This window comes from Massilia glaciei, from assembly GCF_003011895.2.
Taxonomy (GTDB): Bacteria; Pseudomonadota; Gammaproteobacteria; order Burkholderiales; family Burkholderiaceae_D; genus Telluria_A; species Telluria_A glaciei.
Genome location: NZ_PXWF02000062.1, coordinates 1 through 13287 on the forward strand (window position 1 = coordinate 1; position 13287 = coordinate 13287).

Below are 13287 nucleotides of genomic sequence, written 5' to 3' on the forward strand. Positions count from 1 at the left end.
ACAGGGGGTTTCCGTTCAGGCACTAACTACGACGCCAACACGACCGGCTACAAGCTGGTGGCAACCAACAATACGGTCACGGGCGCGCGCAACCTGTTTCCTTGCAACTGCTTCGGCTTCCAACAGCCGACCGACGGCAACGGCACCATCATCGACTCGTTCAACAAGTTCGCCTACACCGGGAAGACGCTGGTGGCCAACAACATCGTGCACGACAACGGCGGGCGCGGCATCCATGCGCTGAACGCCAATTACCTCGATGTGTTCAACAACACCGCCTACCGCAACAGCACGATAAAAATCACGGGCGACGGCGAGATCACGCTGCAGCGCACCCGCTTCGTGCGGGTCTGGAACAACATCATGGTGGCCAGTCCTGACCGGCCGGCGAACCTGTACACGCTGTCGAGCGATGGCGACTTCAGCCACAATATCGTCTTTGGCGGCAACCGCTTCACGCCGACACCGGGCGGCGTCAACAATCGTTTGGCGACCGATCCCCTGTTCACGGCCACCAGCGGCCCGTTCGCATTCCAGCTGGCGCCCAACAGCCCGGCCGTCAACAGCGTGCACAACGAGGGCGTGCCGGGAGTGGACGTGTACGGTGCGCCGCGTCCGCGCGGCCAGGGTGCCGACGTGGGCGCGGTGGAAAGCTTCTAAAGCGGAGCCCGCAGGCCGCCACGGCCGCGTTCAGGGCGAGACCAATGAATGAAAAAAAGCCCCGCGCCGTTCAAGGCGCGGGGCTTTTTGCCATGCGCGCCGGGCGGCGCGCCGAAGATCAGCCGATCGGGCGCAGCGTCTGCACCTTGATCTTGGCCACCAGCGCCTTGCCCTTGCGCGCGCGCTTGCCGAAGTGGAGCGCCAGTCCAGAGGCGACCAGATCGACCTCGCGCGGCTTGGCGCCGGCCCAGGTGCCCAGCACGGTCACGCCCTTCTGGCTGATCGGCTGCGCCGACAGCAGTTTTTCCTTGTCCTCGAGCTCCATCAACGTCACGCCGCGCCCGCCGTTGGCCAGCGTCTTGAGCTCGTCCAGGCCGAACACGAGCAGGCGGCCCTTTTCGGACAGGCAGGCCACGGCGCTGGCGTTGGCGCCGATCACGCGCGGCGGCAGCGGCGCGGCGCCGTCGTCGAGCGTCATGAAGGCCTTGCCGCCCTTGAGCCGGCTGACCATGTCGCCGGCCTTGGCGGCGAAGCCGAAGCCGGCGCTCGACGACAGCAGCAGGGTGGTCTGGGCCGGGCCCGCGAAGTAGTGCAGGACGCGCACGCCGTTCGACAGGTCGACCAGGGTGGTGATCGGCACGCCGTCGCCGCGCGCCCCCGGCAGCGCCGCCACCGGCACCGAGTAGACCTTGCCGTTGTCGCCGAAGCCGAGCAGGGTGTCGACCGTGCGGCATTCGAAGGCGCCGTGCAGGGCGTCGCCCGCCTTGAAGGTGAACTGGGCGATGTCGTGCCCGACGCCGGTGCGCGCGCGCACCCAGCCTTTCTCGGAAATGATGACCGTGACCGGCTCGTCGACCACCTTTTGCTCGGCCACCGCGCGCTGGGCCTCCTCGATCAGGGTGCGGCGGGCGTCGCCGAACAGCTTGGCGTCGGCCTCGATCTCGCGGATGATCAGGCGCTTCATGGTCGACGGGTTGTCGAGGATGTCCTGCAGCGAGCCTTTTTCCTTGCGCAGTTCGGCCAGCTGCTGCTGGATCTTGATGTGCTCGAGCCGCGCCAGCTGGCGCAAACGGATCTCGAGGATGTCCTCGGCCTGGATGGCGGACAGATTGAAGGCCGCCATGAGCTCCGGCTTGGGCTCGTCGGCGTTGCGGATGATGCGGATCACCTCGTCGATGTTGAGCAGGACCGCCTCGCGCCCCTCGAGGATGTGGATGCGGTCGTTCACGTTGCCCAGCCTGTGCTCGGTGCGCCGGCGCACCGTGACAAAGCGGTATTCGATCCACTCGCGCAGGATGTCGGTCAGGCCCTTTTGGCGCGGGCGGCCGTCGCCGCCGATCATCACCAGGTTCATCGAGTTCGACGATTCGAGCGAGGTGTGGGCCAGCAGCATGAGCATGAACTCGGCCTGGTCCTGGTTCTTCGACTTCGGCTCGAACACCAGGCGCACCGGCGCGTTGCGGCCCGACTCGTCGCGGATCGTGTCGAGCGAGCCGAGGATCAGCTGCTTGAGCGTGAGCTGCTCGGGCGAGAGCGCCTTTTTGCCCATCCGGATTTTGGGGTTGGTCAGTTCCTCGATCTCCTCGAGCACCTTCTGCGACGACACGCCCGGCGGCAATTCGTGCACCACCGCCTGCCACTGGCCGCGCGCGAGCTCCTCGATCTTCCAGCAGGCGCGCACCTTCATGCTGCCGCGCCCGGACGCGTACATGTCGGCGATCAGGCCCGGCGGCGTGATGATCTGGCCGCCGCCCGGGAAGTCCGGGCCGGGGATGATCGCCATCAGTTCGGCGTGGCTCAGGTTTGGATTGCGGATCATCGCCACCGCCGCCTGCGCCACCTCGGCCAGGTTGTGCGAGGGGATCTCGGTGGCCAGGCCGACCGCGATGCCGGAGGCGCCGTTGAGCAGCACCATCGGCAGCCGCGCCGGCAGCGTCTTGGGCTCCTTGTGCTGGCCGTCGTAGTTGGACTGGAAGTCGACCGTGCCCTGGTCGATCTCGTCGAGCAGCAGCCTGGCGATGGGGCTCAGGCGCGCCTCGGTGTAGCGCATCGCCGCCGCGCCGTCGCCGTCGCGCGAGCCGAAATTGCCCTGGCCGTCGATCAGCGGGTAGCGCAGCGAAAAATCCTGGGCCATGCGCACCAGCGCGTCGTAGATCGACTGGTCGCCGTGCGGGTGCAGCTTGCCCATCACGTCGCCGACCACGGCGGCCGACTTGCGCGGCTTGGCGTTCGAGGCCAGGCCCAGTTCGTTCATCTGGTACAGGATGCGGCGCTGCACCGGCTTCTGCCCGTCGCACACGTCGGGCAGGGCGCGGCCCTTGACCACCGAGATCGCGTAGTCGAGGTAGGCGCGCTCGGCGAAGGTCGACAGGGTCAGTGTTTCGTCATCGCCCGGTGGCGGCGGCGGTGGGGGTTCAAACAGATTGGCTTGGCTAGACATAGTTATTGCAAATATTGACGTTGTTCGGTGGTCGCGTTCATCTTAAATGTCCGCTTCGGTCTCGTTGCCGTGCTCTTCGATCCAGGCGCGGCGCGCCGCCGCCTCGCCTTTGCCCATGAGCATATTGAAGCGCGCGGCGGCGTCGCCGTGGGCGAACTCGCCCAGCGACACCGGCAGCAGGCGGCGCGTGTCGGGGTTCATGGTGGTCTCCCAGAGCTGCTCGGCGTTCATCTCGCCGAGGCCCTTGAAGCGCGAGATGCCCCAGGCGCCCTCCTTGACGCCCTCCTTGCGCAGCTTGTCCTCGATCGCGATCAGTTCCCCGGCGTCGAGCGCGTACAGCTTCTGGATCGGCTTCTTGCCGCGCGCCGGCGCGTCGACCCGGTAAAGGGGCGGGCGCGCGATGCAGATGTGGCCGTGCGCGAACAGGGCGGGGAAGTGCTTGAAGAACAGCGTCAGCAGCAGCACCTGGATGTGCGAGCCGTCGACGTCGGCGTCCGACAGGATGCAAATTTTGCCGTAGCGCAGGCCCGACAGGTCGGGCGCGTCGCCCTGGCTGTGCGGGTCGACCCCGATCGCGACGGCGATGTCGTGGATCTCGTTGTTGGCGAACAGGCGGTCGCGGTCGGTCTCCCAGGAGTTGAGCACCTTGCCGCGCAGCGGCAGGATCGCCTGGAACTCCTTGTCGCGCCCCATCTTGGCCGAGCCGCCGGCCGAGTCGCCCTCGACCAGGAAGATCTCGTTGCGGGTGATGTCGGACGATTCGCAGTCGGTCAGCTTGCCCGGCAGGACGGCCACGCCCGAGGACTTCTTCTTCTCGACCTTTTGCAGCGAGCGCAGGCGCGACTGGGCCTGCTTGATGACCAGCTCGGCCAGCTTGCGGCCGTAGTCGACGTGCTGGTTGAGCCACAACTCGAGCGGCGGCTTGGTGAAGCTCGACACCAGCTTGACGGCGTCGCGCGAATTGAGGCGCTCCTTGATCTGGCCCTGGAACTGCGGGTCGAGCACCTTGGCCGATAGCACGAACGAGACGCGCGCGAACACGTCCTCGGGCAGCAGCTTGACGCCCTTGGGCAGCAGGGAGTGCATCTCGACGAAGTTTTTGACGGCGCCGTACAGGCCCTCGCGCAGGCCCGACTCGTGGGTGCCGCCGTTGGAGGTCGGGATCAGGTTGACGTAGGACTCGCGCACCACGCCGCCCTCCTCGGTCCAGGCCACCACCCAGGCCGCGCCCTCGCCCTCGGCGAAGCCGTCCGACTCGCCGCTCGAGTACTGGGCGCCCTCGAACACCGGGATCAGGGTCTCGCCGCTCGAGCCCTGCGCCAGCATCTCGTTGAGGTAGCCGCGCAGGCCCTCGTCGTACTTCCAGGTCGTGGTGTCGCCGGTCTTGGCGATGGTCAGGGTGACCGTCACGCCCGGCAGCAGCACGGCTTTGGAGCGCAGCAGGCGGGCCATCTCGGTCAGCGAGATCGCGGGGGTGTCGAAATACTTCGGGTTGGGCCAGGCGGTGACGCGGGTGCCGCTCTTTTTGCCGTCGCGCGGGGCCGGCACCGACACCAGCGGCTCGATCACGTCGCCGTCGGCGAACGCCATCCTGTGCAGGCCGTTGCCGTTCTCCTCCTTGCGCCAGACCGTGATCTCGAGGCGCGACGAGAGCGCGTTGGTGACCGAGACGCCGACCCCGTGCAGGCCGCCCGAGAACGCGTAGGCGCCGCCCGAGCCCTTGTCGAACTTGCCGCCCGCGTGCAGCCGGGTGAACACGATTTCGACGGTCGGCACGTTCTCCTCGGGATGCAGGCCGACCGGGATGCCGCGGCCGTCGTCCTCGATCGTGACCGAGCCGTCGACGTTGATGGTCACGCCGATGTGCATGCAGTGCCCGCCGAGCGCCTCATCGGAGGCGTTGTCGATCACCTCCTGGATGATGTGCAGGGGATTTTCGGTCCGGGTGTACATGCCCGGGCGCTGTTTGACGGGTTCGAGTCCCTTCAGGACCCGGATGGATGATTCGCTGTAGTCGGAGACGGGTTTTTTTGTGGCCATGCTTGGTCGGGCTTAGATTGGGTGTTCGGGAGCGTTTGTGCGGATGCCCGCGCATTCTATCTTGTCGGAACGGCGCCGGCCTAACTTTGGCGCCAAACCGGCCCCGGCGGGGGCGAAAAAGCGTCGTTTTCGGTCCCTTCAACGGGCTGGAGGGGGGCAGCAGGCGGTCTTTTGGGCAACGGATCGGGTATGATGCATGGGCCCTTGCCAGTTAACCCTTTTATGGTTAGATTCGAGCATCGGACCCTGTCCCTTCATCATTTACTTGTCTGCTTTCAAATGCGTGTAAAAAAGTATCTTCTCGCCATACGACTGCTCGGCTTCCAGCCCGACGAGGAAGCGCAGATCGCCGCCATGCTCGGCGAGGCGCCACCGGGCGGGCCGGCCTTCACCTGCCTGGTCGAGGACAGCCTGCAAGACCCCGACCTGTACGTGGTCAACGGCGAAGACCTGCGGGCGTTGGCGGCGCTGGTCGACATCGAGCCCGAGGCGGGCGAACTGGCGCTGATCGTCGGCCCGGTCGAAATGGCCTTCCCGTGCGCCCAGATCGCGCGCCCGCTCGAGCCGGCGCGCCTGTGCTCGATGCTGACCGACCTGGCCGAACACCATATGGCCGCGCTGCAGCGCATCCGCGACCGCGGCTTGGCGCTGCGCCCCGAGCGGCGGCGGCGCCAACGGCTCGACTTCGACGTCACCGATCCGGCGCTGTACCAGAGCCGGCGCCGTCCGCGCCCGTCCGGCGCCATCCTGATCATCGACAAGGGCGGGGCGCTGCGCGACCATGTGGCGCGCCTGCTCGCGGTGCACAAGCTGTCGATCGAGTGGACCGACAGCGCCGCGGCCGCGCTGCACCTGTGCGAGGAGACCCCGGTCTCGGTGGTGCTGATCAACACCTCGACCCCGGACATCGACCCGTATGTCGTGTGCGCGGCCATCAAGTCGCTGCCGAACGGCTCGCGCATCGCCGTCGTGTTCCTGATCAACCAGGCCTTCGGCTACGACTCGGTGCGCGCGCGCGCGGCCGGCGTGCGCGGCCTGCTCGACAAGCCGGTGCTTGACCGCCACATGGTCAGCGCGCTCAAGAAGCTGTTGTCACTGCCGGCCTGACGACCGGCGCCGCGGCGGCGCCGGTTGCGTTTTGTTTCAACATCGAATCGTGCGCCGCCTCAACGGGGATATAGTTGCGTAATGCCTGATACTGAAAATCCACAACCTTCCAGCAATCCGGCGGGAAAAACCGCTGCCCAGGTCGGCGAGCGGCGCGCGGCGCCCTCGCCCGACGACCCCAACCCACCCGTCGCGCGCGTGCCCGACCGGCGCCAGGCGCGCGCCGACCCCGGCGCCGGGGACGACGAGGCCATGCCGGCCTACCACCGCACCAACGACACCGCCCTCGGCCTGGCTTGGCGCGTGCTCACCTCGCGCTGGCGCGCGCTGCGCGACAAGGCTGGACGCGACTTCATGCGGCGCACCCTGCGCATCGGCGTCTCGGCCCGCATCTTCCACCCCGAGGAGGGCTCGACCGGGCTGCGCAGCAAGAACCTGCAATACCTCGAGGAATCGATCGCGCAATGGGTCATGTCGCGCGACGTGCTCGTGTTCATGGTGCCGACCGTAAATACAAACGGTCTTCTGCACCCGAGCAACATCACCCTGCGCCACTACGCGCGCCACCTCGACGGCCTGGTGCTGCAGGGCGGGGCCGACGTGTCGCCGCAGACCTACGCGCAGGAGCCGACGCGCCCGGAGTGGAGCGGCGACCGCGCGCGCGACCTGTACGAGCTCGAGCTGCTGCACGAGTTCGTCGACGCCGGCAAGCCGGTGCTGGGCATCTGCCGCGGCTGCCAGCTGATCAACGTGGCCTTCGGCGGCACCCTGTACCAGGACGTGGCGAGCAATGTGCCGGAGGCGATCGAGCACGTCAACAGCGACTACGACGCCCACCGGCACGCAGTCTCGTTCCCGAAGGGCTCGATGCTGGCGCGCATGTACCCGAAGCTGCCTGGCGCGGTCGTCAATTCGATCCACCACCAGGCGGTCCGGGACCTGGGGCGCGACATCACGATCGAGGCGGTGTCGGAATCCGACGGCATCATCGAGGCGATCCGCTACCAGCGCGCCGATTTCGTGGTCGGGCTGCAGTGGCATCCCGAATTCCACCGCGCGGGCGGGGTCGATTTGCTCGACTGCACGCCGATTCTGGACGAGTTTTTGCGCAGCGCGCGCGAGACTCGGTTCTGACAAAGAACAGCGATGCGCTCAAGGCTGCCAGTAAGAGCATGAAGAGCATGATAACAATTCTGGGCGCAACAGCGATGCTTATGCTCGTGTCCGGGGCGGCCTTCGCGCATAGCGACCGGCTCCTCCCAATGGATAGGGATGGAAACATACCAGACGTTCCAGCGCAATTTGGCCGAACGACGCTGAAAGTAAGTGGCCTCGGGACTGAAAATGCCGTTTTGACGCTTCATATCGGCACCCATACCACCACCTTGCCAAAGTGTCTGGCCCGGCACCTGCTTACTGCCGGGCCTGGAGGCATAAAAGTCTGCGGTTCCTGGTATCACGATAGGTCGAGTTTACCGCCCTACATTAACATTCAAGTCTTTGATGCGGGCTACAGCCCGGACCGGCCGTTTTTCTCAAGCGTAAACCTTCTCTTCAACCTTAGAAATGCAAAGCTGATCGAGGCTCAGCGATTTCTCGCCGACAAGAACGGAGCGGGGGGAGAGTACCGAACCCTATCCTGTCCGACAGCGCAAACCTAGCGCTGACTCCGGAAACGGCTGATCGCCGCATCGACCATCCCCTCGACGCTGCCATCTTGCGCGAACTGGCGCCGCAAATACGTCGCGTCGCTCGCGTCGTTCACCGCCGCCGACAAATGCTCGAGTGCGGCCAGGCTGCCCAGCGCCTCCCCGTGCGGCGCGATCTTGCGCAGGGTCGCCATGATGTCATCGCGCAACGACATCGTCTCGTAGGTCTTCGGATGGGTGATGTTGCCGTCTAGGCCGAAGCGGCAGGCCTGGAAGCGGTTGTAGTTGTAGACCAAATAGTCGTCCTCGAGCGGGCTCTCCTCGCGCCGCTCGAGCAGGTGGCGGCACAGCGCCTGCAGATAGCCCGCCAGCGCCGCGGCGCGCTCGATTGTCAGCGGCGTGTCGCACACGCGCAACTCGATCGTGCCGTACTCGGGCTTGGGCCGCAGATCCCAGTAAAAATCCTTCATGCTGCGGATGATCCCGGTGCGCTCCATCTTGGCGAAATAGACGTTGGCGAAGTCGTCCCACGACAGTGTGAACGGCGCCCGCCCGCTCATCGGAAACGCGAACACCGAATTGAGGCGCGCCGAATCGAACAGGCTGTCGTGCCCCTGCACGAACGGCGACGAGGCCGACAGCGCGATGAAGTGTGCGATGTAACGGTTGAGCGAATGGAGCAGGAACAGCGCGTCGTCGCCCGAGGCGCAGCCGATGTGCACATGCTGGCCGAACACCGTGAACTGCTTGGCCAGGTAGCCATACAGGCTCGACAGCTCCTGGAAGCGCGGCTTGGGATAAATCTTTTGCTCCGACCAGTGCTGGAACGGATGGGTGCCGCCGCCGCACAGGCCGATGTTGAGCTTGTCGCCGGCCGCCACCAGGATGTTGCGGATCTCGTCGAGCTCGGCCAACAGCGGCCCGTGGCCGGTGTGCACGCTCGAATTAATCTCGATCATGCTCTCGGCGATCTCGGGCGTCACGTTGCCGGGGAAGGGCTTGAGCGAGAGCAGGTGCAGCAGGTCCGGGCTGGCGGCGGTCAGGTCGAAGTCCGACAAACTGACGAGTTGCAACTCGAGCTCGACGCCAAAGCTGAGCGCCTGCGAGTGGGCGAAAGGGGCGAGCGGCATCTCAGGCCTCCCGGGCTTCGCTGGCCCAGAGCAGTGCGCGCTGGACGATGATCGGGCCCGCCACCTCGAGCAGCAAGATGACCGCGGCCATCGCGCGCAATTCTTCGAGCACATCGACCCCGGCCAGCCGCGCATGTTCGAGCAGCAACACGATGAACACCGAGGCGGGCGCCAGCGCCAACCCGGTCAGCGCGCCCTTGCGCCACGAAATCCCGCTCAGATGCGAAAACAGCGCCACCCCGAGCGTCTTGGTGAACAGGCGCGCGCCGACCACGGCCAGCGCGAGCAGTGCGCCGGCGACCACCGCGGCCCAGTCGAGGTTGGAGGCGGCGAACACGAACAGCAACACGGTGAGCAACTCGCCGAGCGCGCCGAAATTGCGCTGGGCCTGGGGGAAGGCGATCCGCCCATGCCGCGCGGCAAGCCCGAACGCGAGCGTGGCCACCACCGGCGAGAGCCGGGTGGCGTAGGTGACCGAGACGAGCAAAATGACGGCCAGCGCGAAGGCGACGGTGGCGTCGGTGCTGCTTTTGCCAAGGTGGCGCAGCAGGGCCGGCACGGCGACCCCGAAGATGGCGCCGACCACGCCCGACTTGAGCAGCGCGACGAGGCTGTTGACGGCGGCGCCGCCGAGGTCGGCCGAGCTGTGGAAGATCCAGAAGCCGACCACGATGTTAAACGTGAACACCGACAGCACGCAGTTGAGCGCCGTCAGGTGCAGCACGCGCTCGGTGACCTGGCCGGAGCCGCGCATCTCGTTGACCACCCGCACCACGGCGGCGGGCGAGGTCGACATCGCGAGCGAGGCCAGCATGAGGGCCGACATCACGGCGGCGCCGAAGGCGGTGGCGACCAAATACACGGCGGCGAAGGTGCTGGCCGATTCGACGATGCCGGCCACGCCGAGCCAGGGGTTGGTGCGCAGCCAGCGCAGGTTGATGCGGTAGCCCAGTTCGAACAGGATGAGGCCGAAGGCGACGTCGGCCAGTGCCAGCACCGGCCCGGCGCTCATGGGCGGCAGCACGCCGACCTGGTTGCTGGCGAGGGCGAAGCCGACGAGGCCGTAAAAGCTAATGCGCGGCAAGCCGGTCCAGCGGCTGCCGAACTCGCCGGCGAGCCAGGCGACGACGATGGCGAAGGGCCAGGCGAGGCCGGTCAGGATCGAGAGCAAATCGGGCATGGTCGGGCTTTCGTTGGCGCTACAAAGCGTTCCGGGCGAAGGGCGATTCTACAAGAAGCGGCCGCGCGCACGACCCCGAGCGCCGCAAACAAAAAGGCGGCGCCGGCAACCAAAAAAGTAGGGTCAGAGTCGAATTTTTTGAAACAAAAAAATAGGGTCAGAGTCGAATTGTTTGAAATATTTCAATCAATTCGACTCTGACCCTATTTATATATTTATAAGGCGGGGGTTTAGTTGGTCAGCACGCGCACTGGGCGCTCTAGTCCGTCGATGGCGACGAAGAAATTAGGGTCGGAGTCAAATTGTTGGAAACATTTCAAACAATTCGACTCTGACCCTACTTTTGATTTTTACTTGCTCAGCAGGCGCATTGCGCGCTCGAGGCCGTCGATGGTCAGGGGGAACATTCGGTTGTTCATGATGCGGCGGATGACGTCGATCGATTGCCGGTATTGCCACACGCCTTCGGGCTCGGGGTTGAGCCAGATGAACTTCGGAAACGCGTTGCAAAAGCGCGCCAGCCATGCCGCGCCCGCCTCCTCGTTGTTGTACTCGACCGAGCCGCCCGGCTGCAACACCTCGTACGGGCTCATGGTGGCGTCGCCCACGAAGATCAGCTTGGTGTCGGCCGGATACTTGCGCAGGATGTCCCAGGTCGGGAAGCGCTCGGCATGGCGCCGCCGGTTGTTCTTCCACACGTAGTCGTAGACGCAGTTGTGGAAATAAAAGAACTCCATGTTCTTGAATTCGGTCTTGGCGGCCGAGAACAGTTCCTCGGTGCGCGCGATGTGGTCGTCCATCGAGCCGCCCACGTCGAGCAACATGAGCACCTTGATCTTGTTCTTGCGCTCGGGCTGCATCTTGATGTCGAGCCAGCCGGCGTTGCTGGCGGTGGCGCGGATGGTGGCGTCGAGCGCGAGCTCCTCGTCGATCCCTTCGCGCGCGAACTTGCGCAGGCGCCGCAGCGCGACCTTGATGTTGCGCGTGCCCAGCTCGCGCTCGGCGTCGTAATCCCTGTAGGCGCGTTGCTCCCAGACCTTGACGGCGCTGCGCTTGCCGCCCTCGCCACCAATCCGGATGCCCTCCGGGTTGGTGCCGCCGTTGCCAAACGGCGAGGTGCCGCCCGTGCCGATCCACTTGCCGCCGCCCTCGTGGCGCTCCTTCTGTTCCTTGAGCAACTCCTTGAGGCGGTCCATGAGCTTGTCGTAGCCGAATTTCTCGAGCGCGGCGCGTTGCTCGTCCGACAGTTCGCGCTCCATGCGCTTGACCAGCCAGTCGAGCGGGATCACGCCGTTGGTCTCGAAGGCGGCGTTGATGCCCTTGAAGTACTGGGCGAAGGCGCGGTCGAACTTGTCGAAGTTGGCCTCGTCCTTGACCAGCGTCAGGCGCGCGAGGTAATAGAAGTCGTCCATCGACGGCGCGATCACGTCGCGGTCCATGGCCTCGAGCAGGGTCAGGAATTCCTTGATCGTGACCGGAATCCGGGCGTCCTTGAGCGTGAAAAAGAAGTCGATCAGCACGTCAGTCCCTTTGCAGCTTGTAGTGCAGTTGTGCCTTGATCTCGGGCCACTCGCCGCGCACGATGCTGTACATCACGGTGTCGCGCACGGTGCCGTCGCGCCGCTGGTGGCTGTGGCGGATCACGCCGTCCCTCTTGGCGCCGAGCCGTTCGATCGCCGCCTGCGAGGCGAAGTTGAAATTGTCGGTGCGCAGGCCGACCACGGCGCAGCCGAGTGTTTCGAACGCGTGCGTCAGCAGGGCGATCTTGCAACTGGTGTTGACGTGGCTGCGCTGGCGGCTTTTGGCGTACCAGGCCCAGCCGATTTCGAGCCGGTCGATCGGCGCCACGATGTCGTGGTAGCTGGTGGTGCCCATGACGGCGCCGCCGGCCTCGTCGACGACCGCGAAGGCGAGCCGGTTCGGCGTCGCCAGCGCGGCGGCGATGTATTGTTCGACGTCCCGCGGCTCGGGCACCGAGGTGACGCGCAATTTCCACAACCGGCCGTCCGTCGCGGCCGCGCGCAAGCCGTCCGCGTGCGCCGGTGCCAGAGGCTCGAGGCGCACCCCGTTGCAACGCAGGACGGTGGGGGCGGCGACGATCATCAGCGGTTGGTCCGCGACATGGCGATCAGGCGTTCGAACAGGTGCACGTCCTGCTCGTTCTTGAGCAGGGCGCCGTGCAGCGGCGGCACGATGCTTTTCGCGTCTTTGCTGCGCAGCATTTCCGGGCCGATGTCCTCGGCCAGCAGCAGCTTGAGCCAGTCGAGCAATTCCGAGGTCGACGGCTTTTTCTTCAGGCCCGGCACGTCGCGCACCTCGTAAAAGCTTTGCAGCGCCTGCGCCAGCAGATCGCGCTTCAGGGTCGGGAAGTGGACCTTGACGATCTGCTCCATCGTGTCCTTGCCCGGGAACTTGATGTAGTGGAAGAAGCAGCGGCGCAGGAACGCGTCCGGCAGTTCCTTCTCGTTGTTGGAGGTGATGATCACGAGCGGGCGGTGCGCGGCGCTGACCATCTCGCGTGTCTCGTAGACATAGAATTCCATCCGGTCGAGTTCGCGCAGCAGGTCGTTCGGGAACTCGATGTCGGCCTTGTCGATCTCGTCGATGAGCAGCACCACCGGCTCGGGCGCCGTGAACGCCTGCCACAGCACGCCCTTGACGATGTAGTTGTGGATGTCGCGCACGCGCTCGTCGCCGAGCTGGGAGTCGCGCAGGCGCGAGACGGCGTCGTATTCATACAGGCCCTGCTGCGCCTTGGTGGTCGATTTGATGTGCCATTGCATCAGCGGCATGCCGAGCGCGGCGGCGACCTCCTCGGCCAGCATGGTCTTGCCGGTGCCGGGCTCGCCTTTGATGAGCAGCGGACGCTGCAAGGTCAGGGCGGCGTTGACGGCCAGCTTCAGGTCGGCCGTGGCGACATAGCTGTCCGATCCCTGGAAGCGGTGCGCGGTGGAGGTTTTGCTTGCGGTCATAGCGTTTGGCCGGTGAATGTAATTGCTGCGAGTATAAATCAAGTCACCCGCGCGGGCCGGCGGGGTCCAAAAGGGCCGGCCGGCAACCACGGTAAATTCCCGCTGCGAC

The 13287-nt window shown here is 65.7% G+C and carries 10 protein-coding genes; 3 read left to right on the top strand and 7 right to left on the bottom strand.

The window, feature by feature from the left end:
- The coding region (locus C7C56_RS04515) for a choice-of-anchor Q domain-containing protein (RefSeq protein WP_219933105.1) at window positions 1–660 on the top strand (660 nt) is incomplete at its 5' end.
- Window positions 661–778: 118 nt separating this feature from the next.
- Here C7C56_RS04515 and parC read toward each other — a convergent pair.
- Together parC and C7C56_RS04525 are read right to left on the bottom strand one after the other, a co-directional pair.
- Window positions 779–3100, bottom strand: a complete 2322-nt coding sequence (gene parC, locus C7C56_RS04520; protein WP_106756296.1) for a DNA topoisomerase IV subunit A — start codon at window positions 3098–3100, stop codon at window positions 779–781.
- A gap of 42 nt (window positions 3101–3142) precedes the next feature.
- Window positions 3143–5140, bottom strand: a complete 1998-nt coding sequence (locus tag C7C56_RS04525) for a DNA topoisomerase IV subunit B (RefSeq protein ID WP_106756297.1) — start codon at window positions 5138–5140, stop codon at window positions 3143–3145.
- A gap of 279 nt (window positions 5141–5419) precedes the next feature.
- Here C7C56_RS04525 and C7C56_RS04530 point away from each other — a divergent pair, with 279 nt between their 5' ends.
- Entirely contained in the window at window positions 5420–6247 is an 828-nt protein-coding gene (locus C7C56_RS04530; RefSeq protein WP_106756298.1) for a response regulator, read from the top strand.
- Between the two features lie 81 nt (window positions 6248–6328).
- Complete coding sequence (locus C7C56_RS04535; RefSeq protein WP_229458121.1) at window positions 6329–7381, top strand: gamma-glutamyl-gamma-aminobutyrate hydrolase family protein; 1053 nt, start codon at window positions 6329–6331, stop codon at window positions 7379–7381.
- Window positions 7382–7904: 523 nt separating this feature from the next.
- On the opposite strand, the gene C7C56_RS04540 is transcribed toward C7C56_RS04535, so the two are convergent.
- The 5 genes from C7C56_RS04540 to C7C56_RS04560 form a co-directional block, all read right to left on the bottom strand.
- Entirely contained in the window at window positions 7905–9026 is a 1122-nt protein-coding gene (locus C7C56_RS04540; protein WP_106756299.1) for a YbdK family carboxylate-amine ligase, read from the bottom strand.
- 1 nt (window position 9027) lies between these two features.
- Window positions 9028–10206, bottom strand: coding sequence for a cation:proton antiporter (locus tag C7C56_RS04545; protein WP_106756300.1), 1179 nt, complete (start codon window positions 10204–10206; stop codon window positions 9028–9030).
- A 350-nt stretch (window positions 10207–10556) separates the two neighbouring features.
- On the bottom strand, window positions 10557–11726 hold the full coding sequence (locus C7C56_RS04550) for a vWA domain-containing protein (RefSeq protein ID WP_106756301.1): 1170 nt from the start codon (window positions 11724–11726) through the stop codon (window positions 10557–10559).
- Between the two features lies 1 nt (window position 11727).
- The gene (locus C7C56_RS04555; protein ID WP_106756302.1) at window positions 11728–12309 is read right to left on the bottom strand and encodes a GNAT family N-acetyltransferase; all 582 of its coding nucleotides are present in this window, start codon (window positions 12307–12309) and stop codon (window positions 11728–11730) included.
- Complete coding sequence (locus C7C56_RS04560; protein ID WP_106756303.1) at window positions 12309–13178, bottom strand: AAA family ATPase; 870 nt, start codon at window positions 13176–13178, stop codon at window positions 12309–12311. Before C7C56_RS04560 ends, C7C56_RS04555 begins: the two co-directional genes overlap by 1 nt.
- Between the last annotated feature and the right edge of the window lie 109 nt (window positions 13179–13287).

Bases quoted from the DNA above. Each gene is read 5' to 3' on its own strand.
- parC (WP_106756296.1), bottom strand. From the start codon at position 3,100: ATGTCTAGCCAAGCCAATCTGTTTGAACCCCCACCGCCGCCGCCACCG.
- C7C56_RS04525 (WP_106756297.1), bottom strand. From the start codon at position 5,140: ATGGCCACAAAAAAACCCGTCTCCGACTACAGCGAATCATCCATCCGG.
- C7C56_RS04530 (WP_106756298.1), top strand. From the start codon at position 5,420: ATGCGTGTAAAAAAGTATCTTCTCGCCATACGACTGCTCGGCTTCCAG.
- C7C56_RS04535 (WP_229458121.1), top strand. From the start codon at position 6,329: ATGCCTGATACTGAAAATCCACAACCTTCCAGCAATCCGGCGGGAAAA.
- C7C56_RS04540 (WP_106756299.1), bottom strand. From the start codon at position 9,026: ATGCCGCTCGCCCCTTTCGCCCACTCGCAGGCGCTCAGCTTTGGCGTC.
- C7C56_RS04545 (WP_106756300.1), bottom strand. From the start codon at position 10,206: ATGCCCGATTTGCTCTCGATCCTGACCGGCCTCGCCTGGCCCTTCGCC.
- C7C56_RS04555 (WP_106756302.1), bottom strand. From the start codon at position 12,309: ATGATCGTCGCCGCCCCCACCGTCCTGCGTTGCAACGGGGTGCGCCTC.
- C7C56_RS04560 (WP_106756303.1), bottom strand. From the start codon at position 13,178: ATGACCGCAAGCAAAACCTCCACCGCGCACCGCTTCCAGGGATCGGAC.